Source organism: Helicobacter sp. MIT 01-3238, assembly GCF_003364135.1.
Lineage (GTDB): Bacteria > Campylobacterota > Campylobacteria > Campylobacterales > Helicobacteraceae > Helicobacter_B.
The window spans coordinates 1-23,404 of the sequence record NZ_NXLN01000012.1 but is presented as its reverse complement, the minus strand read 5'-3'; the positions used below and the strand labels follow the sequence as shown (position 1 = coordinate 23,404).

Below are 23,404 nucleotides of genomic sequence, written 5' to 3'. Positions count from 1 at the left end.
GGCTAATATATGACTGCTAGAATCAAGCCAGATGCACACACCTTGTTAAACAATTTTTATGTAGATGATTGTGTAAAGTTTATGCAAAATAAACTACAAGATGAAAGTGTTGATATGATTCTTACCTCCCCTCCCTATGATGATTTGAGAAATTATAAGGGCTATATTTTTGAGTTTGAAAAAATTGCTAATGAGATTTTTAGGGTTATCAAAAAAGGTGGTGTTGTTGTTTGGATTGTGGGGGATAAAATCAAAAATGGCAACAAAAGCCTTACTAGCTTTAAGCAAGCGTTGTATTTTCAGCAAATTGGCTTTAATATGCACGATGTGATGATTTATGCAAAGAAAAACACGCCTTTTATGCGCTCAAATGCCTACACAAATGCGTATGAATATATGTTTGTCTTATCCAAAGGAAAGCCAAAAACATTCAATCCGCTAAAAGAGCCTACCGCAAGAAATGGAATGGAAATGCTTGTGGCAAATAAAGGTGCGGACGCAAAAAACAATAAAGTCTTAAAAGAACTCAAAAAAGAAAAAACAAAAAACAACATTTGGTATTACGCGGTTGGGCTAGGCGGTAGCACAAATGATAAAATCGCTTTTGAGCACCCAGCGGTATTCCCAGAGCAGTTAGCACTTGACCATATTTTATCTTGGAGCAATGAAGGGGACATAGTCTTTGACCCTATGTGTGGCTCGGGCACGACTTGTAAAATGGCTTTTTTGCATAATAGAAATTTTATAGGCGTAGATATAAGCAAAGAATACATACAAATAGCCCAAAAAAGATTGCAACAATATCAACAAGGCTTGTTTGTATGCTAAAAAATGATGATTTTGTAATCGCAAAAAAGCAATTAGATAGCGTTGCGCCAAATTCTGTCGGTGTCATTAGAGCCATAAATGGTAAATCCGCAATGGTGCTATTTATAGGGCTTAATGAACTAAAAAGAGTTGATTTTGACGAATTACAAGCACTTGATATTTACAAAACAGGCAAGGGCTATGACAAAAAGATATGCAATATTTGCCATATCTTAAAAAATACAGATGACTTTGAAATCAACCAAACAGACGCAAAGGGTAGAAAAACCACTCGCCCAAGTTGCAGAGAATGTAGAAAAAACATTGATGGCGTGAAGCTATCCACCACAGAGAAAAAGCGAATGGATAAAATCGCCCCGCCCAAAGGTAGTATTTTTACTTGCCCTATTTGTGAAAAGCGAAGCATAGTAGGCGTTACAGCAAATCTTGTGCGCGACCACAATCACGACACGGGCGAGGGTAGAGAGTGGATTTGTGATAGTTGCAACACAGGACTTGGTAGATTTAAAGACAACCCCAAATTTTTAGAAAAAGTCATAGAATATTTGAAAAAATATGAGAAGCAATGAGATTTATCAAACACTGCTAAACCATACTATTTCAAGCCAAAGGTGGGGCGAAGTCCATAAAAGAATTTGTGTGGGTTTTGCGCAAAAATCTAGGCTAAGGGTGGGTTAGCCAAAAAATACTAAAACGCTAAATGTGAGATATAAAGCCCTAGTGTTGCCAAAAATAGCGTGGGGAGCGTGAAAATAAGGCTATATTTGCAATAATGCAAAAAGGTAAAAATTATGCCCTTTTGCGCGAGGGTAGAGCTTTTGGCGATGAGAGAAAGCCAAAGAAGTGTGCAAAGAGAGCCGATGGGTGTTAGCTTTGAGCCGATATTGCAGCCTAGCAAATGCGCGTAGATAAAGGATTCTTTTAGGTTTTGGCTAGGAGTTTGCGTGGCAAGATTTGTGAGGCTTTGGGTGTCAAAGTTTTGCGTGAAATCTTGTGTGAGGTTTTGCGCTAGATTTTGCAGATTTTGGGCGATTGCAAGCGTGTGAGAGCCAAAAAACTCATCTATCGCTAAATTGCCAAAAAGCACCATAGGCAGGTTGTTTATCACGCTTGAGCCTAGCGCACTCACACTAGCCACCCCAAAGATTCCTAAAACCTCGCTTTTGTCATAAAGCGCGATAAGCGTGTGAAAGAGCGCGTTTTGCGCCTCTGTAAAGTCTAGCTTTTGCACGCCAAACACCACCACAAATAGCCCAAAGACAAACACGATAATGCCAAAAGGTGCGCGTTTCATCGTAGCTATGGCTTTTTGGCGCGACTTGCGCCATAGTGTGATAAGCAAAATCCCCGCATAAAGTGCGCAATTTAGACTTAGAGGCAAGTCAAAATGTGTGGAGAGGAAAAAGCTAGCGATAAAAACCGCTAAAGTAGCGCAATGCAGGGCAAAAAGCGCGTTTTGTAGCTTTGGCTTTGAGGGCGTGCGAAAGATAAGCGGAGTGCGAAGCGGAGTGTGAAAAAACACCAAAAAGAGCATTAGCGCACCAAAAATACCAAAAAGATTTGGCAGAAGCATTGTGTGGGCAAATTCCGCAAAGCTAAGCGTGTGGAAGTGCGCGGTGATGATATTTGTGAGGTTTGAGATGATGAGCGGGTTTGAGCTAATGTCGCACACAAAGGCGGTGGCGAACAAAAATGCGATGATTTGTAGCGAAGTCGCGTTTTTGGCACGCAAAAACAGCCCAAGCACCAATGGCGTCAAAACAAGCACCGCGCCATCATTTGCTAGCACCGCGCTCAAAATTGCGCTAAGCAAAATGAGTGCGACAAATGCTTTGCGCGTGTTTATGCACAAAGTCGTGGCTAAATGCGCTCTAGATTCGGGATTTGTGGCGTGGGGAGAATAGCGAGAAGTCGCGCAAAACTTTAGCACATAAAAAATCAGCCACTCAAAAAACCCAAGCCCCTGCAAGCAAAAGCTAATGACAATAAGCGCAATGAGGGTAAGCGCACTATCCCAAATAAGCGCGAAAATCACGCCCAAGTCGCTCATCTCCACTAGCCCAAGTGTAAGCGTAGCGAGCGCACCAAAGCTAGAATACACCCAAATGCCAAGCCCAAAAGGAGTGCGCAAAATCCCAAAAAGCGTAAGGGCAAAAATGATGAGGGCTAGCATTTGGTGTTCTTTCTCACGCTAGGTTTATAGCAACTTGCCACCGTATAGTTCTTTGTTGTTGATATTGTATTCTAGCTTTAGTTTCACTTCTTTTTCATACATATACACTATGTGAAATTCGCCATTTAGTAGCAACGCGCTTCCATTTTTGTATGTCAAAAAGCAAATGACTAGATGGGAAGCATCATAGAGGATTTTAGAATGTGTGGAGGGGGAGTAAAAAAATGAACGCAATGTTTGATTTTGCTTGCTTTGCTCGCAAGTCTTTAGCTCGGTGTAAAAATATTGATTTTCAAACACGACTAACCCATCAGGATAGCCACTTTCTTTGCCCTTGCCCTGCGTGTCTTTTGGCTTTTGGTAGTCTAGCCCTACGCCTTTGCACTCTATGGCAAAAAGATTTGCCACGATATTGCCAAACTCATTTGGACGCCCGCTAAACTCGATATTATTCACAGGCGTTATGGTGTTTTTGCACGCACTTTTTAGCAAGCCTAGCAATCTAGCGTTTTTAAATTCTAAAACCTCACGCTTTTCTATGTTTTTTATCACTTCTCTAAATGGAAATCGTTTGTTGTTTAGCTTGCTAATCGTGCCAAGTTTGGCATAACTCTCATTGATAGATTGTTTAGAATAATCCATTTTCTACCCTCGTATTTTTTATCCGCTCTTTTGCGAAATCTAGGTAGCTTGATTCTATCTCGCAGCCGATGAAGTTGCGCCCTAGCTCCTTGCAGGCTACACCTGTCGTGCCAGAGCCACAAAAAGGGTCTAGGACAATGTCATTTTGGTTGCTCCACGAGTGCAAATGGTCGCGTGCTAGCCACAGCGGAAAAGTCGCGGGGTGCTTTATGGATTTGCACATATTTTCCTGCCCTGAAGTGTTGCCTTTCCAAATGTTATAACGCATACCAAATTCTGAAATTACGCGCTTTTTTTGCTTTGTGAAGTTGCCGTCTTTTTTGCGCGTGGTATTTTCGCCAAATGTCGTATGCCCAGCATAGACATTTTTCCTATCCATAAGTGGATTGAATGTCTTTGGCGTGCCTTTTGAGAGGACAAACATATACTCAAACACCTGATGATAGCGCGTCTTGCTAGGGTTTGAAAAATTGTTTTTTTGATAAATCATCGTATCGTGGATTCTAAATCCTATATCTTTGAAATGCAGTGCCTGCCTAAAGCTACTCAAGCTCTCACTGCCATTTACCACAGAATCCCCCACAATCCACACCATTACCCCGCCATTTTTTAGCACGCGAAATAGCTCGCTAGCAATAGCTTCAAAATCAAAGCTAAACCCCTCATAATCACGCAAATCATCATAAGGAGGCGAAGTCAGCACAAAATCAATGCTTAGTGGTTGCAGGGTTTTTAGCGTATCTTTTGCATCGCCTAGCAAAAACAAAGGGAAATTTTGCAAACTGCTAGATTGGCTTGTAGAATCTGTGTAGCATTTTTGCGAAGCTAAAGTCATTTGTGTCCTTATGGCTAATATTTCGCGCAATTATACTAAATTTTGTTTGCATTTATTTTTGCAAACAAAAAGCATTTTGTGAGAATCGCGCTTGTGCTTAGAGTGTGCCAAATTTGATTTTTGCTCTAGATTCACACGGCGGGGATTTTGTGTGTGGATTTTGGAGATAAGGATTTTTGGCTTCTCTCACAGATTGCACACGCGCATTTTTGGGATTCCTTGCATTTTTGCAACCACTCTTTGCTAACTTTGATTGCCTCCTTGCTAGAATCTATGCCGATAAACTTGCGGCCTAAGCCAAATGCCTCGCGCAAAAATCCACCACTGCCACAAAAGCAATCCATAACAAGCGAATCTGCATTTGAAGACATTGCGATGATTTGGCGCAAAAGCGCGGTGTTTTTCTGCGTGGGGTAGGATACTTTTTGTGCGTCTTTAAATTCCCAAATGTCTTGGATTTTTTTGCTTTTGTAGTCTTTGGCGTAGATTTTTTTGCGCGGATTGCCGTTTTTGCTCCACTCGATTAGTCCCTCATTTTGCAGTCTATCTAGCTCACGCAGAGTGCAACGCCAATGCCTGCCTTGCGGTGGTTTTAGCCCATTCCATTCTTGCCCGCTCTCTCCGTTTTTGGTTTCCCCCGGTGCGTGAAGCGGGATAGTGGTGTATGTGCCTTTTTCATCGCGTTTGCTAAATCGCTTGGCTAAGTCCTCCTCACGCACCTTTTGACTTATCTCATTCCAGATAAATTCCCCGCTCTTGCTATAAAACAAAATGCTATCTTTGAGATTGCCATAGCCCTTTTTTGCGAAATTTTTAGGATTGCACTTTATGCGCGTAATGTCGTTTATAAAATGCTCCCTGCCAAAGACTTCATCAAGCAAAATTTTGACATAATGCCCCACCTTGCTATCTGTATGCACATAAATGCTACCCTTTTGGCTCATCATCTCACGCATTAGCACAAGGCGATAATACAAAAACTCCAAGTAAGATTCTAGACTAAACTTATCATCATAAGCAATATTTGCGCTTAGAGACGCGCTTATGGTGCTGCCCATTCTAAAGGTATTGTTTGTCGCAAATGGCGGGTCTATGTAGATTAAATCTAGCGCGTTTTTGTAGCCCTTTTCTTGGATTAAAAACTGCATAGCGTTTAGATTATCATCAAAAATAAGCAGATTTTGCGCGCTAAAATCGCCTTGCAATGCGCACTTGTAAGGCTCTTGTAAAAAGTCTTTTGGGCTTTTAAAATCGCTAAAAATTTGCAACATTTCACACCTGATAGATAAAATCACGCAAAAGCAAGGGAAAGATTCTATGATTTTGCCTTTTGGCTATGCTTCACAAACCGCGCAATTATACTAAATTTTGCTTGCATTTTTTTTGGCAAACAAAAAGCATTTTGTAAGAATCGCGCTTGTGCTTAGAAAAATAAGTCTAATGCAAAAGTGGTGCAAAATCCCAAAAAGCCTAAGGGCAAAAATGAGGAGGGCTATGAAATCCAACTACTCCAAGCATCGCCCGCTAGCGCATTGATTTACAAGTGCACTTGTAGGAGTTGTGCCACTACCGCGTCTATTTTCGCCCTCGCCCGTGCAGTTGCCAAGCGAGATATTGCTAGCAAATGGATTTGCTAGCAATCCGCGCACGCCAAGTAGCGCGATATTTGTGATACTAAAGCCATACTCACTAAATCTAGTCAAAAACTCGCCTCTATCGCGCAAAGGCGTAGTAAAAATGCGAAGTTCCTCCGCACTCATTGGCGCATTTGTGGGGATAAGCACCACACCAGCACTTGTCCTCATAGCCACCATAGCGTGTCCTCCCTCTTGCTGTGCACTCTGCATACGAAGTAGCACTACAAATGCACTTCCATAAGCCGAGCCAAATATAGAATCTATCACACGAGGAATATCGCTCCGCCCTTGTGCGCGGGTGGTGATTGCCCAATCATATTGTGGCAAAAGTGCGATTGCGCTCATTAGGGCTAGGTTGTTATTGTAGTCAAACCTCATTTGCTCTGTGATAGTAGGGCTCTCCACATAAGCAGGAAACCAGCGGACAATGTCATCTAGCGTATGATAAAGCAATGAATTGCGTAACTCAAATGAGGTAAAAGGGTTTGCTCCGTTTTGCGTATCAAAAAAATATCCTCCATTTGTGCGTGGGGATAATGGATTTTCCAAAATTTCAGCGATGATTTGAAAAGATTGTAACAAGCATATACCGCACACACCTACGCTACTCTCCCCACTATCGCTCGTGTGGATAATCGCCAAAAGCCTAGCAAGCCAAGAATTGTTTATGACAAAATCATTAGGAGGGTTTTTTAGATTTTGTGGGGAATGTGTGTTTTGCGGATTTTTATGGGGAGCTTGATTTTTAAGCTGATTTTTGGGTGGATTTTGTTCTGTGTTTGCGCTTTTTGTCGTTTTATTTGAGGGGGCTGGGCAAAAGGGCAGATTATCCCCGATATTTGCGTAGATAAATCTAAGCCAATCCTGCGTATCTTTGTCGATGATGAAGCGCGAAGTAGGGTAGTTTGAACTATCTTTTAGCAGATATTTGGGTGCGACAATGTATGGCACTCCCCAATGAATGCCCGTGCTAGTTACGCGCAACGCAGCACCTTGAAAGTTTAATAGGACAGATTCAGCCTCGCTAACGCGGATAAATCGCCAATAAGCGCGATTTTTACTAGGAGCTTTTGCGTCCGTGCATTTGCCCCACCAAGCCCAGCTCCACTGCGCCCCGCCCAAATCCGCATAAAGGCAGTTTAGCCCCTTGTAGCCGTCATATTGCGCAATATGTCCGCTCTCTAAGTTATAATACAAATCCGTGGTGTTTCTACCCGAGCCGTTATTGTAGAGAAAATATCGCTGTGCGCCCTCTCTCGTGGTGTAATCCCACGCTAGGGAAGTTAGAATGCTAAGATTTGCAGGACGCGCAATGGTGCTTAGCCACTCGCTCATTGAAGTGTGAATCTTGCTTAGCTTTAGGCTTGTATCACGCACGCTTGCCGCATATAGATACGCGCTATCATCTTTTATCACATAGCTTTCATCAAGTGAGTAGAACAAATCATCTTTGAGCTTCCACCGCTGTTTTTTATCGTTTATTACGCAGGGCTTTAGCGTTAGGTAGTCCTTACTTTTACGCTTTGTTTGCGCCACTGATTCGGGTGCGCTTAGGCAAAGCCAAGTATCCTCTACATTATAAGCGATTCGCCCAAAGACATCATACCTAGCGGGTTTTGCCCAGCTCGTGCGACAAGTGCCAATGACGACATACACACTCCGCACATCAGGCATATAACAGCGAATTTTCCCATTTTCATCAAGGACTTTGATAATGCTATCTTTGGGCGAATCGGCTAGTTTTTGGGGAATAGACCGTTGTCCTAGCAAGCCCTCGCTGTGCAAATCCACACCCTGCAAATCCACGCTTTTGCACCCACAAAGAAAAAATAACGCAAACAAAATATGCTTCATTTTATACCTTTTATACGCTACAAAAATCGATTCTAGCACATTAGCAGGGATTAGCCTAAGGGTGGCAAACTCCAATCAAATGCTTCCTTGCCCATTTCTATAAGCGCGGCATTTGCCTTTGCAAACACTCCACTGCCTACAAAACCTTGCGCTAGGGGGCTAGGATGGGCAGCTTGCAAGATAATGTGCTTGCTAGAATCTATGAGGGTTGCTTTGCGTTTTGCGTAGTTGCCCCATAACATAAAGATAAGCCCCTCTTTTTTGCTGGATAGTTTTTTTATCACACTATCGCTAAATGCTTCCCACCCAAAGTGTTTATGCGAGCCTGCTATGCCTTTTTGCACAGAAAAAATCGCATTTAGAAGTAGCACACCTCTTTGAGCCCAAGCACTCAAATCCCCGTGTCTTGGTGGGACAAATCCAAGTGAGATTTGTAGCTCTTTGTAAATGTTTTTTAAGCTAGGTGGGATAGGCACACCTAGTGGCACGCTAAAGCTTAGTCCCATAGCTTGTGGCACTTCGCGCTTCACTCCCTTGCTATCAGTGATAAACACACTCCCGTGATATGGGTCTTGCCCTAGAATTACGATTTTGACATTTTGTGGGGGAGTTAGATTGAAAGCATTAAAAATAAGATGATTTGGTGGGAAAATGGTTTGGTTGGATTTTAGTGCGTTTTTGTAGTGGGCTACTATATCGCCAAAATATTTTTGCGAAAACTCATCATCTAGGAAATCCACCCATTGCTTTGATAGTGTCTTTGGTATCATTGTGGTTTGCGGTATTTATAAAGATTTGGGCAATCTTTGTGCTAGATTGGGGACGTTTGCTAGATTTTGTTTAAGTAGATTTGCCTAGCCAAGCGCGTTTATGAGCTATTTTAGCCCTATTAGGCAAGTGCACCACCACTTAGGTAATTCATCAAATGGATTTTTTGCACAAGCTGTGCGATAAGCCCGCGCATCTCACGACTAAGATTGTCGTTTTTTATCATAGAGTCAAAATCCTTAAGCGATATATTTGGCGATTTTTCACTCAAAAAATCCACCATCATCATTTCATCGCGGTTGATTACGCCGTCATTGTGAAGCTGGCGAGCCATAGCCTTGAAGCTATCAGCATCAATAAGTGCGTTTTTGAAATACGATTTTGCCCTCATAGCCGCGCTAAGTTCATCTGATGGGGTAAATGTATCTTCAAGTCGGCTTATGGATTGCACACCTTGTTGTGTTTGAGCGGTGTTTTGGGTATCGCTTACTTGGTTTATGTTGGATATTTGGTTGATTTGACTTACTAGATTTAGCGCGGAGTTTTGCTCATTTGTAGGGTCGTGGATAAAGTCTTGCAAAGTTGGCAATGTGTCTTTTTCCGCGCTGTTGTAAGGGATTTTGCTATCAGTCTTGCTATCTTGGGTGGTTTGAGGGTATTGCTGCGTGTTTGTTTTGGCAGAATCTCTAGCAGGAGTAGTTGCACCACTTGTGTCTAGGTGGTTTTGGGCTTGGCTTATGTCTTGGGTGATATTTTGCGCTGGGGTTTGTGGCAGGGTAGCACTCTGTGGGGCATAGCGACTTGCAAAAAGCTCGGCTAGCGCGGAAGTATCTGTCCTGCTTGTGCTAGAAATACTACTGATAGGGCTCATAGGAAAATCCTTTTGGGAAGTAAATTAAGGATTTTAAGCAAAATATATTCCCAAAGTGTAGCACAAAATCTGCAAAAAAGCAAAATCTTAAAATGAGAGAAAAACAAAAAAAGTAGTAAAAAAATAGTAAAAAAGTTTTTAGCAGAAGCAAAAAGCCAAACTAAAGCAAGTTTAAAAATAAAAAGCCTCCAAACCCGCACCCTGCCCTAAGCTAGAAGCACAAATGATTTGGAGGCATTTACAAAGTATTTAGAGGCGAAGATTCTTACGCAAAGCTACCTTTGATAGAATCTACCCAAGATGAGATTCTGCTATCTGTCTTATCGTCTTGATTGTCCTCATCGATGATAAGTCCTACAAACTTGCCATCTACTACCGCTTGAGAGTCGCTAAACTCATAGCCCTCTGTGGAAGTTTGTCCTACGATTTTGCCTGCTTTTGCTTTTGCATAGATATGAGAGATACCATCAGCGAAAGTGTCGCTATAAGTGTCTTGGTCGCCAAGTCCTACAAGCCCGATAGTTTTGCCTGAGAAATCGCCATCGCTAAGCGAGCCCAAAAAATCGTCCCAATCGCTTTGCAAGTCGCCACTGCCATAAGTAGGGGTTACAAGCACAAGGTTTTTGAACCCTGCAAGTTGGTCTTTGCTTGCGTTTGCCACATCGATTAGCTCGGCATTTCCTAGTGCGCTAGATACTTTCTCTGCTACGCCTTTAGCGTTTCCGCCATCGCTTCCATAAAAGATTCCAATCTTTTCCATTGTGTGTCCTTTCTATGAATAAAATTTAGAAACGATAAATATGCCAAATTTTCTTAAATAATGCAATAAATCCACACATTTTTAGCGCAAAATCACACAAACTTTAAGTCCAAACAATAAGCCTAAGCCTCCCCTAGCCCACCACCCAAAGCGCAAAACAAACGCAAAACAAACGCACAAAATCCACAAAAAAGCAAAATCCCCTAAAACAAAGTCAGCTGTCTTGGGGCGTTTGCTTTCTCGCACTCACTTTTTTGCCCTAGCAGAAGTCGCATATTATCAAACTGCTTCTCTGTAAGTATCAAAGCGCGGATATGCCCTTTGCGCGGGAGGTAGAGATATAGCCTATCAATATGATTGTTTGCGCTTGCTACGCCTTTGCAGATGCGCATATACACGCTAAACTGCAACATCATAAACCCCTCTTTGATTAAGTCTTTGCGAAATTTCGCGCTTGCCTTTCTGTCCTCTTTGGTAGAAGTTGGCATATCAAACATCACTAGCACCCTCATAAACTTCTCTTCCATTTGAAATATCCTCCATAAATACAGGCAAATCAAACCCTAGCCCGCTTATGTCGCCGTTTGATTCTATGAGCTTTACTAGGCTTTGCACGCAGATGATGACACCACGCATAAGCGGGTAGAGCTTGCCTTTGTTTGTGGCGTTTGAGAGATTTTGGGTATGTGTGGTGTGCGCTTGTGTAGCGGGGGCAGTGCAGAGCATACACACCTGCGTGCTTAGGATTTGGACTAGCTTTGTGCGGTTTTGTAGAGATAGCTCGCTAGATTGCAAAAACTCGCCTGATGAGAGCATTTCCACCACTAGAGAGTCCACAAACGCACGAAATGGCTCGATAATGTCATCAGCTAGATTAAATGGATTAAACACATTGGTGTGGGATAGCCCAAGTGCTGGGTTTAGCCCGCTACTAGATAGAGTGCGCACGATAGCCGCCCTCACTATGGCATAGCCATAGTTCAGCGCGGAGTTTATGATAGCATTTGGCGCACTATCTTTTGTGTCTGCTATATCTGCTGTGCTATCGCCAGCCACTTGGGCTTGTGTCTCTAGCTCATTGATTGCGTTTATTTGGCTATTTATATCACGCATTCGTATGAAGCTATTCCCAAAAAGTGCTTTGAAGTAGATTGCCGCAGCTTTTGCTTCATTATAGGTAGAGTCTCCTAGCTGGACAGATTTGGCTAGGCTTTGGAGAGAATCTATCGCTTTTATCTCATTTGGCTTGGCTAGCTTTAGGGCGGAGCATTGATTGGTAATTTTGGATTTTATGATTTGCTGCCAAATAATGCTTTTTGTCTGCTTTTTTAACGCGATTTGAGACTCAAGCACGGCTAGCGAACGATAGTGCCCCAAAAACGGCGTAAAAATCCCGCTAGGCAAGTGCGAGCTATCGCACGATATAAGTGCGACTTTGTGCGTGGAGAGTGCGTCTAGCAGGGCAGAGCTAAGGGTTATGCGCGGGGATTCTAGTATGATATAGGCAATATCAGCTAGCGGTATAGCCACACTATCTTTTCTGTCGCTTTTGTAAGGGGAGTATATATCACTCAAGTTATCGCTATCTTTTGCTTCTTTGTGTGCTAGGGCTTTGTGGGGGATAGTAGTAGATTCTTTGCGCTCTATGATTAGTCGCTTGGATTCTAGTCGCAAATGCGCTGGACTACTTATAAATAGCGTGCGAAAATGCGAATCAAACATTTTGGCTATCCTTGCAAGAATCTTTTCGGTGTGGATTTAAGTGCGATAGGCTCTCGCTCTTTGAATCCTGCCTTGCTTACCTCGCCAAGTGGCGAAACCTGCCATTTTTCAAAGACTTTTAGATTTTGGATACCTATGCTTAACCCTTTTACCTCTTTTGGTGTGGCATTGCTAAAAAGTAGCTTTTGATTTTCTGTGAGTGTATCAAAATGATTGTCGTGTTTTTCGACACTAATGGAAGCTGTCGCAATGCCAAAACCCATAAAATAGCACAACTCCGCCTTGCTCATCTCTTTCTTTTGCACCAAAATCAAATCATCTTTAAAAAGGCTAAAACAAAATTCATAATTTGAGTCCATTTCTAGCCAATCTTTTATCACGCCAGATTTGTCTTTGCCACCCACTACGGCTTTGTTTGGCAAAATCCCAAGTGCGAAATCCATCGTATAAATTGGCACACCATAAAATTTGCCACTTACTTTATGGCGAAAAATATCCACGCGCACCATTGTGCCATTATCGGCGATTTTGCTACCGATTTGGCGGACTTTGCCTAGCTTTATGGCGCGATTCACAGCTGTTTCGATAAACTCTAAAAATTCTTTTGGTTTATCTTGTTTTAACTTCTCTAATTCTTTTAGTTTCTTGTTGTCTATAAAATCTTTATAAACTTTTTCATCATAAGGCGACTTAAAAGTCTCTTTATGTAAAGCACCTCTTGCGCGTTTTCTCGGTGGTTTGCTAACAAAGATTCCACCTACTTTTTCGCCCATAGCCTCGCTATTTATTGACATATCATTCTCTCTAGATTCACGAGATTGTCCCAAAATCTTACGCTTTATAGCCTGACGAAACGCCTCATTGTTTTCAAAGCCACTCGGTGCGAAAAATCTGCGTGAGATTTTATACTCGGCTGATTCTATCTCTTTGGCGATTAAGTGAGCTTTGTTTTGCTCTTGTGTTTTCTTAAAGTCGCTAAAAGCCTTTATCACGCTATCATTCACATAAGCGATGATTATAGCATCTAGGGCGTGGTGGAGGTGGTTGCTTCTATCTTTTTTCTCGCTATCCTCACTATCTAGCAAAGTGTTTAGCCCCCAATAATGCCTCATAGTTGCCGTTAGTGAGCCATTTACCACACTTATGTGCTTTTTGCTTCCCTTTTCGCCGCGCCCTAGCGTAGTGTCCTCATTTTCTGTGAGTGGCAAAAACTCGATAAACGCATCTGTATAGCTTGCTGTAAGTGTGGCGATATAGCTCGTATCTACGATATTTCGCGCGATAAACCCAGCTTCTTTGTTGGCAAAATTTTTGTTTGTGATACGATTTTTCTTTGCCTTTGGTAGTTTTTCGATACGCCCTAAAATCTGATTCCATTTTTGTGTGTCGCCACCAAACGCCTCATAAGGCGTTTTTTCTCGTTTGTTTTGATTGGCATCTGCAAAGACAAGCACTTTGTTATTTTGGCTATCATCATAACTGCGCGAATATGGATAGATATGCTCGACTTCTAGGGCTTTTGGGTCTAAAAAATGCTCTCTACAAATTTTCTTACCACTATATACGCAAAATTCACCTTGCTCTTGCCAAAGTTTGAGTTTAAGGATATTTTTGCCGCTTGGAATTAGTCCATATTCCTCACACCTTTTTCGCGCTTCCTCGTTTGCCTTAAGCCTCTTATTTTGCTCGGCTATGATTTCGCCCCGCTCTTTGCTACTCACACCCGCTTGGCGCGTAAATTCTAAGTGAATCTTATGCACCTTGCCGTGTTTTTTAAGCAAAGCATTTAGCACTTTGCGATACTCTGCCAAAGCCCTTGCCACTACGGGATTTGCTAGATTTTGCTCGTATTGTATTAGAGGTGGGAGGCTATCGCCTTTTTGCGTCTTTTTGGCTACTTCGACTAGCCCTGCTTCTCTCCACGCTTCATCATACCGCTTGCACTCGCCACTATCCCCGCGCATAAGGGGCAAAATCGCCTCCAATGCCTTAAAACTCAAATCAATAAATTTATCAAAACTTAGCTCACTTAATTTTTCTCTTTGCTCATCATTTAGGCTTTGATAATTGGCAAGTTTGGCTTTTAGCTCATCTTTGCTTTTGGTAAGCGCAATATCTGTGGCGATAGAATCTAGCTCGGCACGAGAAAATCCCTCAAAACTCCCACCCAAAGCCTTTCTAAATGCTTTTAATTTGCTAAATTCTATTGCCTTTGCTTTTTCAGCGTCCTCTTTTGCATAGTCTAGTTTGGAGTCTTTGGGGAATTGTAGCTTTTCATCAAGAGCTATGACTTTGCGCAAGTTTTTATAAGTGATTTCGCCTTTGTCTAGCACGATTGAGAGAATCTCGCGCACTTTATCCGCGCTATATACCTCTCCACTGCGCTTTGTGATATTTGCTAGGGTGTTTATGATACGCGTAAGTGCGACAAACTCAATAGCACTTAAGGAGTCTTTTGGTGCGCGGGGTTCGCTCTCATAAAATGTGCATTTGCCGACTTTGTCTGCAAGGGATTTCAGTGGCCGTTGCAAAAATGCGATTTCTAGCACTGCGTCTGCAAAATCTAGCTCTTGGAGTTTGCCATTTGCATCAATGATTTTGTGCTTTTTGTCGCTAAATTCAAAGCCAAATTGCTTTTGTCTCTCAAAAATAATCTCTAATTCTTTTTGCAATTCGCTTTGAGCCAAGCAACGCGCGTAGTTTTCGCTCTTATTGCGGATATTGTTGAATTGATTTGGGCTTTGTCTTTCTAACTTATTTTTATTTTGATTTTCTACCTTTACTTTGTTGCTCTTATAATACGCCTTTAAAGTTTCCACCCTTGCCTGAATTTCTTGCTCGTTTCTTTCCTTTTGATAAAACTCGCCATAGAGATACTGCCCTGCGGTTGTGTAGCCTTTTTCACTCATCACTTTTTGATTTTCGCTTATCGCCTTTTTGACTTTACCACTATCATCATCGTTTGATTCCTTTGCGTGTTTATTGCCATAGCCTCTATGCTTTGCGATATGCAAAATCACACGGGCAAACTCATCGGCACTAAGTTTGCGATTTAGCGATTCTGCGCGGAGCTGATATGGGCTTTTTGTATCCTTACTTGTGTGATACGCCTTTGGCAATTCCCCTGCGTTTGCTAGATAGTCGCCACGATTTAGCCCAAACTCTTTGCAGATAAGCACTTTTAGCGCATTTAGCCTACCTTTTCTTCGTGCTAGTCGTCTGCGCACTCCCCTTGCCTCACGGCGTGGCAGGGCTAGAGAGCTGCCGTCTTTTGGATTTTCTGCCTTTGTGAAGATTCTCACTCCGCAGTCTTTTAGCTCCCCACCCTCGACAAACGCCCAGCCGATACTCGCCACACCTATATCAAAGCCTAAGATTTTCAAACTTTGTGTGCCTGATTGTGTGCTTAGCTGTGTGCTTGATTGTGCGCCTAATTGTGTGTTGGGTTGTGTAGTAGGATTGAGATGAGATTGTGTATTTTGATTTTGCGACATTTCCACTCCTTAGCTTTCTTAGAGCAAGATTCTACAAAAAAAAAAAAAATGGTTTTGTCAATATTTTTGCAAAACCCATAAAAATACACACAAATTTTTATGCAGAAAAATAAGCAAAAAACAACTAAATACAACCTCCCTTACAAACCCACTTTTTGAGCAAAATCTAGCTAAAAGCTATATAAACCCCACGCTTTTGCTACTATCAAAGTCCCCGCTTAGCTCACGCTTTATAGCTTCGATAAAGTCATCTTTGGCAAAGATAGGCTTATCTCTAGTGGCGACTTTATAGGCGGTGTTTTTTATCACTAGGGCGATTTGTGCGCCACTTAAGCTATGGCTAGATAGCTCTTTGCAGAGGGATTCTATGGTAGAGTTTGGCTCATATTGTGCGTTTTTGGGGAGGTATTTTTCCCACAGCTTGCGTCTTTGCTCCTCGTTTGGTCGCCTAAACTCGATTTTGTAGTCAAACCTCCTAGAAAACGCAGAATCTATACTCTCTACGAGATTTGTCGTAGCCACTAGCACGCCACTAAATCGCTCGATTTGCTCCAAAAATATATTTTGCATTTGGTTGTGCATTTTCTCCGCGCCAGAGCTAGAGGTTATGCGTGTGCTTAGGAATTGGTCTGCCTCATCTAGTAGTAGCACAGGCTCGTTTTTGATTTTTTTGCTTATGTCGCTGTATGTGTCAAATATCTTTCGCACATTTTTTTCACTCTCGCCCACATACATAGAGAGGATTTTGGAGCAGTCAAAGCTAAGCACTTGCTTTTTTAGGGCTTTGGCTATGGCAAGTGCGCTAAGCGTTTTGCCCGTGCCTGCGGCACCGTAGAAAAGGATTTTTGCTTCTACCCCTTTGTGCTTGTCTTTTATCCCCCATTGCTTTAGTCTAGCCACCACGCTAGAGTCTACTTGCTTTAGGATAGAGTCTATCATTGTTCTGGTGGATTGTGGTAGCACGATTTCATCTAGGCTACTTTTGGGGCGCAGTAGCTCAAAGATTTCTTGCTCTTCTAGCACAGAAGCTAGGGCGATTTTTTTGCTTTTTTTCTTGTAGGGCTCGCGGATAACCTTGTGCAAAATCTCTTCGGGGATATAAAATGTCCGCACGATTCCACCAAATGGATTTAGCATTTCCCCAAAGTCAAGTAGTCCCTTTTCTATGAGGGTGGATTTTTCATCAAGTAGGGCGCGATTTTTCATTTTGTCATATTCGCTTTCACTTATCAAGTCTATGAGGTTGTTCATATCTCGGTAGTAGCCATCTCCTCCATAGTATTCCTCCTTTAGCAGGGCAAAAAATATCATTTCTTCTTTTGGATTTAGTGCGTAGTCTTTGATGATTTTGTGTGCTGAAATCTCTTTTGTGGTGATGAGAAGTCGCTCTTTTATGCGGTTTTCTAGTGCGTTTATTTGGGATTTTAGCGCGGTGTTTTTTTTGTCATTTTGTGGGCTAAATTTGCTTGCCAAATGTATGCGCAAAAATTGGTCTTTGACATACTCTAGATGGTCATTATAAGGTGTTTCATCGGGCATTTGCACTTCGCTATGTCCTCTCTCTATGAGTCGCAAAAACGCGCTAGAGAGGCTCACCTCACAGCTTAGTAGCTCTAGCAAAGCCAAGTCCTTGATATTTGGCTGCTTAAATCGCGACATCTCACTAAGGACAATCCACCCCAAATCCAAAAGCGTGCGGATAGTGGGGAGGTGGGTAATGATTAGGGATTGCTTTGGTTTGTCATATAGTGAGGTTTGGAGGGGATTTTGGAGTGAGTTTTGTTTTTGCAAGGAATCTTTTTTTGTCGTTTTTTTGGTAGCTTTGGCAGGATTTTGCAAGTCTTGTGGTGTGCTTAGGCTATCTTGGCTTGTTTGCTCGCCAAAGCAGTTGTGCACTAGCTCTATCACGCCCACTTCTTGCACGCCATCTAGGAGTGCTTTTGTCATATATTGCAAGATGATTGCTTCTTGCTCTTTGCATCTCAAAAGCTCAAAAATCTTTGCTTTTTGTATGTCTTTCGTGTGTAAAAAATCCTCTAAAAATTCCATTTCCTCTAGCCTTTTATGTTTATTTGCCCTGCCAAGCAAAATTTAGATTTCATCTAGAAATCAAAATCTATGCCTTCTTGTCCCTTGCCCATACTCTCATACACAGCACTTACATAGGATTTGCGCGTGGGACACTCTAGCATCTTCTCACACACAAAGCAAGAATCCACCCCGCTACTTTGCTGGCAATTTTTGAGGTTGCCTAGCTCATCTTGGAGTTTTTTCTCAAATATATCCATTGCGCCATTTGCTACTTCTGCGCTCTGTGCTACATTATCAGGTGTCTTTATTTCACTCATTTTCTTATCCTTATGTTTGCAAAATGTTTGCAAGCCCAAAGCCTTTGCAAAGTCTTTAGGCTATAAAATCGTTTTTCTAAAAATGCTTTTTAAATCTCTTTATCGTGAAATTATTTATATGCTTCCTTTACAAGGGCGATTTCTGCCTTGCTACCTAAAAAGCACTGCGTGGTATCGTGCAGTCCATCACACCCTAGCTCTAGCAAAGAGCAGTGCCCATCTATGCCCTCTCCACCTGCTTTTTGGTAGATGAAAGCAAATGGAAACACCTCAAAAAGTTTTCTTAGCTTGCCTTTTGGTGCGTCTTGTGTCGCAGGGTAGCTAAATAGCCCTCCACCTTTTATAAGTATCTGGTGCAAATCTGGCACCATTCCCCCCGAATATCGCAATCGATACCCTTGCACAAAAAGAGAATCCACTAGCGACTTGTGCTTCTCGCTCCAATGCTTTTGTGTTCCACCCGGTGCATTTAGCTTACCTTTTTCGCCCAAATGCAAGGCTGGCTTACTAATCCATTCCCCCCTAGCAAAATCATACAAAAAATGCCCCACCTCATCATCTGTGCTATCTGCCCACACTAGCTCTAAGCGCGGTCCATACACCACATAGCACGCTCCCACTATCGCACTAGAGGCAAACTCCCCTTGATAGATTCCAAATATAGAGCCCACACTAAGGTTTGAGTCAAAAAGACTTGAGCCATCTAGCGGGTCATAAGCTACCAAAAGACTTGCACTAGAATCTTTATAGAGTGCTTCTTGTTTTTCTTCAGAGCATACTCCCTTTACGCACTCTAGCTCTAAGAGCTTTTTTTCTATGAGTTTATCACACGCCACATCTACGCCTAGCTGCATATCCCCACTAGAATTTGTGCTAGATAGATAGCCTACATTTTCACTTTGTAGTGCGCTATGCACAGCGATAGCACACTCTTGTAGGCATAGCTTTAGTGCTGCAAAATCTATTTTTGCTTGGGCTTGCATTTTCACTCCTTTTTCACTCTTTTTTGCTACTCTTTTAAGCGCGGGCTTTGTTAGATTTTGTGTGAATTTTTATATTTTTGCTAGTTTTTATAAAGGCTTAATTATATTCTTAATACACTTATGATAGCATTTAATTTTTGAAATTTATCGCCAAAACTTCGCTACAAATATGACACCTAAAGATACCAACCAAAAAGGCACGCGATGCAAAATCTACTTTCTACACCCTCTATGCCACTTGCACTTTTGCTTCACATACTTTCATTTGACATATTTTTGTCCGCTCATCTTTGCACCCACTGCGTAGATTCCACCACAAAAAGCCTGCCACTATGCTAGTCGCACCAAGTATTTTATCTAGCGATTTTTTGCGGCTTGGCGAGGAGGTAGCCTCTATCTGCGAAGCGGGGGCGGATTTTGTCCATATCGACATTATGGATGGGCACTTCGTGCCAAATCTCACATTTGGTGCACCTGTGATAAAAAGCGTAGCAAACGCCACCACAAAGCCACTAGATGTGCACCTAATGGTAGAAAAAGTAGAAAGTTTTGTAGATAGCTTTTTGCCACTAAAGCCAGAATTTATAAGCGTGCATATCGAGGAAGTGAAGCATCTCCACCGCCTCATAAGCCACATACGAGATAATGGAGTGCGTCCCGCAGTCGTGCTAAACCCACACACAAGTGAAGAAAATCTGCGCTATATTTTGCCAGATATTGATATGGTGCTACTAATGAGTGTAAATCCGGGATTTGGTGGGCAGGAGTTTATCCCATCTGTGCTAGAAAAAGCGCGAAACTTGCGCGAACTAATAGAAGCCAAAAATCCAAAATGCCTAATAGAAGTCGATGGCGGGGTAAATGACAAAAATGCCCTAGCTTTGAAGCAAGCAGGTGTAGATATACTCGTAGCGGGGAGTTTTGTCTTTGGTGCTAGGGATTATCACCAAGCCATAGACTTGCTAAAAAACCCACGATAGAGATTGTAAAAAATCGGGCTAAAGACTAAGGATATGACTTTGAGTATCGCAAAGGAACTGCAAGCAAGGCTGACAAAAAGCAAAATCTCTTATGAGGAACTTTATGGGATTTTGCAACAATCTAGCAAAAATCAAGCAATCTACACAGATAGCAAAAGCACGCACAAAAATCCACACAAAAGCACAAAAAAAAGTGCAGTAAAAAGTAGCGTAGTAAAAAGTGCAAAAAAAAGTGTGGAAAAAAATCTAGGGCAGGATTTTGGGGACAGACTAGAATCTAGCTTAGATTTCACGCAAGATTTTGCCAAAGATTTTGGGACTAGAGACTTTGATAAAGACTTTGACATAGAGGAAGCGTATCTACAAGTCGAGCTACTGCGTGCGCAGGGCTTGCCACTAGAATCAAGCGGGGATACCTACTTCCTAGCGCACAATGAGCTATCGTGGAGGGAACAGGAATTTTGCTTTGTGGATATTGAGACCACAGGTAGCAAACCTCAAGAGCACCAAATCATCGAAATCGGCGCGATAAAGTGGAAAAATGGCAAAATTTTGGGCGAGTTTAGCGAGCTTATCCACGCGTATTTTGTCCCAGAAACTATCGTAGAAATCACCCAAATCACACCCAAAATGCTAGAAAACGCACGAAAAGAGCGAGAGGTTTTGCGTGATTTTAGGGAGTTTTTGGCACAGAGTGTTTTTGTAGCACACAATGTGGGGTTTGACTATGGGTTTGTAAGCGCGGCTATGGAGCAAGCGGGGCTTTATAAGCTACTAAACCCAAAGCTATGCACCATAGATTTAGCCCGCAGGACGATACTTGCTAAGCGGTATTCTTTGCAGTATCTAAATGAATTTTTGGGGATAAATACGCCTACTTCACATCGTGCCTATGCCGATGCGCTAACCGCGCTAAAGGTGTTTGAAATATCGCTTTTATCACTGCCAAAAGCCGTGCGAACAACGCAGGATTTGATTGACTTTTCAAAAAGTGCTATGTAGGTTTTGTGAATATTTGGGGGTTTTGGGGATATTTTTGGTGGGTTTGTGGGATTTTGGTGGTTGTGGGTTTTGCTGAAGTTTTAGTTTGCTTTGGTATCTTTTTTGGTGTCTTTTGATGATTTTGATACTTCTAGGGATTGGTGGGGATTGTTTGCTTATTTGATTTTGTCGTTTTTTTTCATTGCTAATTTCTATGCTCTATCTTGCTATAAACCAACCCAAATTTTTTGTTGTCATATTTTAGTGAAGTATATTTATCGCTTATTATGGTTAGAGATTATCGCTATTTGTCATTTGTCGCTTTATCGTTGCTGTCTTTATTGCTGTATTATCATTGCCACCTTGTGATTGGCTGTCCTTGTCATATTGAGCATTAGCGAAATATCTCTTTATTGCTTTTTAAGTATTTGGGGGAATATCTTTTATCAGCAAATTTTGCTTGACAAAAATATTAAAAGGCATTGTGTGAAGTGATATGACTTTGGAAGTGGGTGAGGTAGGCTGAGTAGGTGTATCTAAGTGTGGTTATGCTTTAAGTATGTGTAAGGTAAAAAGTAGAATCAAAAAAACGGGCAGGTTTAGGGATTAGCTCAACACAATCCATTCATTGCGTTTTACCCCTTGCGGGACCCTGCGGGATTTCCTGCTTCCCTTATTTTAGCCGCTTGTTAGACTCTCTATGCTTGATTATCTCGATTTTATGGGGATTTTGGGCTGTCAAAAACTCTCAAATGCCGATAAAATCGATATATTCTCACAGGATATTTTACCATAAGAGAATTTAACAAGCGGCTAAAACACAGAGCCTGGTAAAAAAACTCATGATGCATTTTACCATAAGAGAATTTAACAAGCGGCTAAAACAAAATCAAGGCATAGAGGATAATCGCCCTAATTTTACCATAAGAGAATTTAACAAGCGGCTAAAACCACCTCGCTTCATTTAATATAATTTTTTTGATTTTACCATAAGAGAATTTAACAAGCGGCTAAAACGACTTGATGTGTTACCCTCATTTTGTCTCTATTTTACCATAAGAGAATTTAACAAGCGGCTAAAACTAGTTGCTATTTAATTTAAGCGTTACATTGATTTTACCATAAGAGAATTTAACAAGCGGCTAAAACTGTAAGTGTTACCAAGAGTAGCATTTCGCGATTTTACCATAAGAGAATTTAACAAGCGGCTAAAACAAATTTCCTAACTCATTTAAACACAAGCAAATTTTACCATAAGAGAATTTAACAAGCGGCTAAAACATTCGCGCGGGAGAATCATCTACGCAAGTAATTTTACCATAAGAGAATTTAACAAGCGGCTAAAACTTGCAACAGGTCGACCAAAACGCTGGCTTAATTTTACCATAAGAGAATTTAACAAGCGGCTAAAACTTTCTCGCTTCCTTAAGGATAAAGCTCTTTATTTTACCATAAGAGAATTTAACAAGCGGCTAAAACTGAGGACAGATTTACCTAAACCTTGAGATTATTTTACCATAAGAGAATTTAACAAGCGGCTAAAACCACACGACAGCAAATACAACGACCACAGGGATTTTACCATAAGAGAATTTAACAAGCGGCTAAAACCTGGTGGAGTAGAAGAAGCATACCCTACTTATTTTACCATAAGAGAATTTAACAAGCGGCTAAAACAAATCTCCCACGCTTACGAGCCATAATGTAATTTTACCATAAGAGAATTTAACAAGCGGCTAAAACCAATTGCTGTGTAAGTGTGTATTTTGCGTGGGTTTGGGAATCGTGTTTTTGCAAAAACTGCTGTTTTTGTGATTTTTGGTGGATGTATTTTGTTAGCTTGGTAAGATTTTAGGAATGGATTTGGTATAAAATTGGACTAAAAAATGAAGCTGAAGTTTTGCTTAAGAGCATTTCGGCTTAAGAGAGATTTTGAAATATTTTGCTAATGCTTAAATGGCGATTTTCGTCATTGCGAGCAAATGAAATGGGTGTGGCAAAACGAACGAAGTGCAGTTTCTTTAGTAATCCACGCTTTTATGCGTTGTCATATTGAGACAAGCAAAATATCTCTTTTTTTGTTTTGTGTTGTTTGCAGAATCTTTTGAGATATTCCTTGAGATACTTCGGGCTACGCCCTCAGTATGACAAATAGTTTTATTTACAGGGAAACTTCTTGAAACCCCCTCCCTTAGAGTAAGTGCGCTTGCTACTTTGTGAGTGAGGAGGACAAAAGCCTCCTCCCTTAGAGTAATCGCGTTCGACTCTCTTAAAGCCCCCTCCCTTTGCGGAGGGGTTTGGGGGTGGGTATCTTTTGCATTGGCAAAAGCGTGGAAAGATTCGTCATTACTAAAGAAACTACGCTTTGCTTGTTTTGCCACGCAAGTCTTTCGACTTGCTCGCAATGACGAAAATGCTGTGTTTGTTTGCAGTTGCTAGCTTTGCTTGAAGCGTGGAGGTGGTATCTACCCACCCCCTAGCCCCCTCCGCAAAGGGAGGGGGAAACACACACACAAATAAATCTAAAC

At 41.7% G+C, this 23,404-nt stretch carries 20 protein-coding genes and 1 CRISPR repeat array; of the genes, 5 read left to right on the top strand and 15 right to left on the bottom strand.

Translation table 11 applies throughout. The annotated features are described in order from the left end of the window. The first annotated feature begins 9 nt into the window (after positions 1 to 9). Together CQA40_RS05420 and CQA40_RS05415 are read left to right on the top strand one after the other, a co-directional pair. Complete coding sequence (locus CQA40_RS05420) at positions 10 to 828, top strand: site-specific DNA-methyltransferase (RefSeq protein ID WP_115519900.1); 819 nt, start codon at positions 10 to 12, stop codon at positions 826 to 828. After that, positions 822 to 1,397, top strand: a complete 576-nt coding sequence (locus CQA40_RS05415; RefSeq protein WP_115519899.1) for an Hpy99I family type II restriction endonuclease — start codon at positions 822 to 824, stop codon at positions 1,395 to 1,397. Before CQA40_RS05420 ends, CQA40_RS05415 begins: the two co-directional genes overlap by 7 nt. Positions 1,398 to 1,516: 119 nt before the next feature. Here the strand turns inward: CQA40_RS05415 and CQA40_RS05410 are convergent, their stop codons facing one another. The 14 genes from CQA40_RS05410 to CQA40_RS05340 all read right to left on the bottom strand — a co-directional run bounded on the left by CQA40_RS05410 (position 1,517) and on the right by CQA40_RS05340 (position 18,915). Then, positions 1,517 to 3,001, bottom strand: coding sequence for an ArsB/NhaD family transporter (locus CQA40_RS05410; RefSeq protein WP_115519898.1), 1,485 nt, complete (start codon positions 2,999 to 3,001; stop codon positions 1,517 to 1,519). 24 nt (positions 3,002 to 3,025) lie between these two features. Further along, complete coding sequence (locus CQA40_RS05405) at positions 3,026 to 3,643, bottom strand: hypothetical protein (RefSeq protein WP_115519897.1); 618 nt, start codon at positions 3,641 to 3,643, stop codon at positions 3,026 to 3,028. Further along, positions 3,630 to 4,478, bottom strand: coding sequence for a site-specific DNA-methyltransferase (locus tag CQA40_RS05400; RefSeq protein WP_115519896.1), 849 nt, complete (start codon positions 4,476 to 4,478; stop codon positions 3,630 to 3,632). Before CQA40_RS05400 ends, CQA40_RS05405 begins: the two co-directional genes overlap by 14 nt. A 131-nt stretch (positions 4,479 to 4,609) precedes the next feature. Then, positions 4,610 to 5,749 (bottom strand): site-specific DNA-methyltransferase, encoded by a 1,140-nt coding sequence (locus tag CQA40_RS05395; RefSeq protein ID WP_115519895.1) that lies wholly within the window; start codon positions 5,747 to 5,749, stop codon positions 4,610 to 4,612. A 234-nt stretch (positions 5,750 to 5,983) separates the two neighbouring features. Beyond that, positions 5,984 to 8,044 (bottom strand): DUF1561 family protein, encoded by a 2,061-nt coding sequence (locus tag CQA40_RS05390; protein ID WP_115519894.1) that lies wholly within the window; start codon positions 8,042 to 8,044, stop codon positions 5,984 to 5,986. Then, complete coding sequence (gene ung / locus CQA40_RS05385; RefSeq protein ID WP_115519893.1) at positions 8,020 to 8,739, bottom strand: uracil-DNA glycosylase; 720 nt, start codon at positions 8,737 to 8,739, stop codon at positions 8,020 to 8,022. Before ung ends, CQA40_RS05390 begins: the two co-directional genes overlap by 25 nt. A 119-nt stretch (positions 8,740 to 8,858) precedes the next feature. Continuing rightward, positions 8,859 to 9,608, bottom strand: a complete 750-nt coding sequence (locus CQA40_RS05380; RefSeq protein WP_115519892.1) for a hypothetical protein — start codon at positions 9,606 to 9,608, stop codon at positions 8,859 to 8,861. A 265-nt stretch (positions 9,609 to 9,873) separates the two neighbouring features. Continuing rightward, positions 9,874 to 10,368: a flavodoxin gene (locus tag CQA40_RS05370; protein WP_115519890.1), complete on the bottom strand. Its 495-nt coding sequence runs from the start codon at positions 10,366 to 10,368 to the stop codon at positions 9,874 to 9,876. A gap of 203 nt (positions 10,369 to 10,571) precedes the next feature. Further along, the gene (cas2, locus tag CQA40_RS05365) at positions 10,572 to 10,895 is read right to left on the bottom strand and encodes a CRISPR-associated endonuclease Cas2 (protein WP_258864473.1); all 324 of its coding nucleotides are present in this window, start codon (positions 10,893 to 10,895) and stop codon (positions 10,572 to 10,574) included. Next, positions 10,858 to 12,090 carry a type II CRISPR-associated endonuclease Cas1 gene (cas1, locus tag CQA40_RS05360; protein ID WP_115519889.1) on the bottom strand — a complete coding sequence of 411 codons (1,233 nt, stop codon included), beginning with the start codon at positions 12,088 to 12,090 and terminating at the stop codon, positions 10,858 to 10,860. The genes cas2 and cas1 overlap by 38 nt, the downstream gene beginning before the upstream one ends. A 5-nt stretch (positions 12,091 to 12,095) precedes the next feature. After that, positions 12,096 to 15,473: a type II CRISPR RNA-guided endonuclease Cas9 gene (cas9, locus tag CQA40_RS05355; RefSeq protein ID WP_408941413.1), complete on the bottom strand. Its 3,378-nt coding sequence runs from the start codon at positions 15,471 to 15,473 to the stop codon at positions 12,096 to 12,098. 288 nt (positions 15,474 to 15,761) lie between these two features. Next, positions 15,762 to 17,633 (bottom strand): ATP-binding protein, encoded by a 1,872-nt coding sequence (locus CQA40_RS05350; RefSeq protein WP_258864472.1) that lies wholly within the window; start codon positions 17,631 to 17,633, stop codon positions 15,762 to 15,764. A gap of 53 nt (positions 17,634 to 17,686) precedes the next feature. Continuing rightward, on the bottom strand, positions 17,687 to 17,932 hold the full coding sequence (locus CQA40_RS05345; RefSeq protein WP_408941412.1) for a hypothetical protein: 246 nt from the start codon (positions 17,930 to 17,932) through the stop codon (positions 17,687 to 17,689). Positions 17,933 to 18,042: 110 nt separating this feature from the next. Continuing rightward, entirely contained in the window at positions 18,043 to 18,915 is an 873-nt protein-coding gene (locus tag CQA40_RS05340) for a class 1 fructose-bisphosphatase (protein WP_115519887.1), read from the bottom strand. A gap of 204 nt (positions 18,916 to 19,119) precedes the next feature. Between CQA40_RS05340 and CQA40_RS11580 the strand changes: the two genes are divergently transcribed. Genes CQA40_RS11580 through CQA40_RS05330 form a run of 3 tightly spaced genes read left to right on the top strand, consistent with a single transcriptional unit; the run spans position 19,120 to position 20,897 of the window. Beyond that, positions 19,120 to 19,254: a hypothetical protein gene (locus CQA40_RS11580; RefSeq protein WP_258864471.1), complete on the top strand. Its 135-nt coding sequence runs from the start codon at positions 19,120 to 19,122 to the stop codon at positions 19,252 to 19,254. Then, positions 19,248 to 19,895, top strand: a complete 648-nt coding sequence (gene rpe / locus CQA40_RS05335) for a ribulose-phosphate 3-epimerase (protein WP_115519886.1) — start codon at positions 19,248 to 19,250, stop codon at positions 19,893 to 19,895. Before CQA40_RS11580 ends, rpe begins: the two co-directional genes overlap by 7 nt. A gap of 39 nt (positions 19,896 to 19,934) precedes the next feature. Next, entirely contained in the window at positions 19,935 to 20,897 is a 963-nt protein-coding gene (locus CQA40_RS05330; protein ID WP_258864470.1) for a 3'-5' exonuclease, read from the top strand. 763 nt (positions 20,898 to 21,660) lie between these two features. Continuing rightward, positions 21,661 to 22,619: direct repeats of the CRISPR family, unit length 36 nt; unit sequence ATTTTACCATAAGAGAATTTAACAAGCGGCTAAAAC. A gap of 278 nt (positions 22,620 to 22,897) precedes the next feature. Here the strand turns inward: CQA40_RS05330 and CQA40_RS05325 are convergent. Beyond that, entirely contained in the window at positions 22,898 to 23,257 is a 360-nt protein-coding gene (locus CQA40_RS05325) for a hypothetical protein (RefSeq protein WP_115519884.1), read from the bottom strand. Positions 23,258 to 23,404: the final 147 nt, after the last annotated feature.

Coding starts and splice junctions, on each gene's coding strand:
- CQA40_RS11580 (WP_258864471.1), top strand. CDS start 19,120: ATGCAAAATCTACTTTCTACACCCTCTATGCCACTTGCACTTTTGCTT.
- CQA40_RS05350 (WP_258864472.1), bottom strand. CDS start 17,633: ATGGAATTTTTAGAGGATTTTTTACACACGAAAGACATACAAAAAGCA.
- cas2 (WP_258864473.1), bottom strand. CDS start 10,895: ATGGAAGAGAAGTTTATGAGGGTGCTAGTGATGTTTGATATGCCAACT.
- CQA40_RS05340 (WP_115519887.1), bottom strand. CDS start 18,915: ATGCAAGCCCAAGCAAAAATAGATTTTGCAGCACTAAAGCTATGCCTA.
- CQA40_RS05415 (WP_115519899.1), top strand. CDS start 822: ATGCTAAAAAATGATGATTTTGTAATCGCAAAAAAGCAATTAGATAGC.
- CQA40_RS05345 (WP_408941412.1), bottom strand. CDS start 17,932: ATGAGTGAAATAAAGACACCTGATAATGTAGCACAGAGCGCAGAAGTA.
- CQA40_RS05400 (WP_115519896.1), bottom strand. CDS start 4,478: ATGACTTTAGCTTCGCAAAAATGCTACACAGATTCTACAAGCCAATCT.
- ung (WP_115519893.1), bottom strand. CDS start 8,739: ATGATACCAAAGACACTATCAAAGCAATGGGTGGATTTCCTAGATGAT.
- CQA40_RS05380 (WP_115519892.1), bottom strand. CDS start 9,608: ATGAGCCCTATCAGTAGTATTTCTAGCACAAGCAGGACAGATACTTCC.
- CQA40_RS05405 (WP_115519897.1), bottom strand. CDS start 3,643: ATGGATTATTCTAAACAATCTATCAATGAGAGTTATGCCAAACTTGGC.
- CQA40_RS05420 (WP_115519900.1), top strand. CDS start 10: ATGACTGCTAGAATCAAGCCAGATGCACACACCTTGTTAAACAATTTT.
- rpe (WP_115519886.1), top strand. CDS start 19,248: ATGCTAGTCGCACCAAGTATTTTATCTAGCGATTTTTTGCGGCTTGGC.
- CQA40_RS05410 (WP_115519898.1), bottom strand. CDS start 3,001: ATGCTAGCCCTCATCATTTTTGCCCTTACGCTTTTTGGGATTTTGCGC.
- CQA40_RS05370 (WP_115519890.1), bottom strand. CDS start 10,368: ATGGAAAAGATTGGAATCTTTTATGGAAGCGATGGCGGAAACGCTAAA.
- cas1 (WP_115519889.1), bottom strand. CDS start 12,090: ATGTTTGATTCGCATTTTCGCACGCTATTTATAAGTAGTCCAGCGCAT.
- CQA40_RS05395 (WP_115519895.1), bottom strand. CDS start 5,749: ATGTTGCAAATTTTTAGCGATTTTAAAAGCCCAAAAGACTTTTTACAA.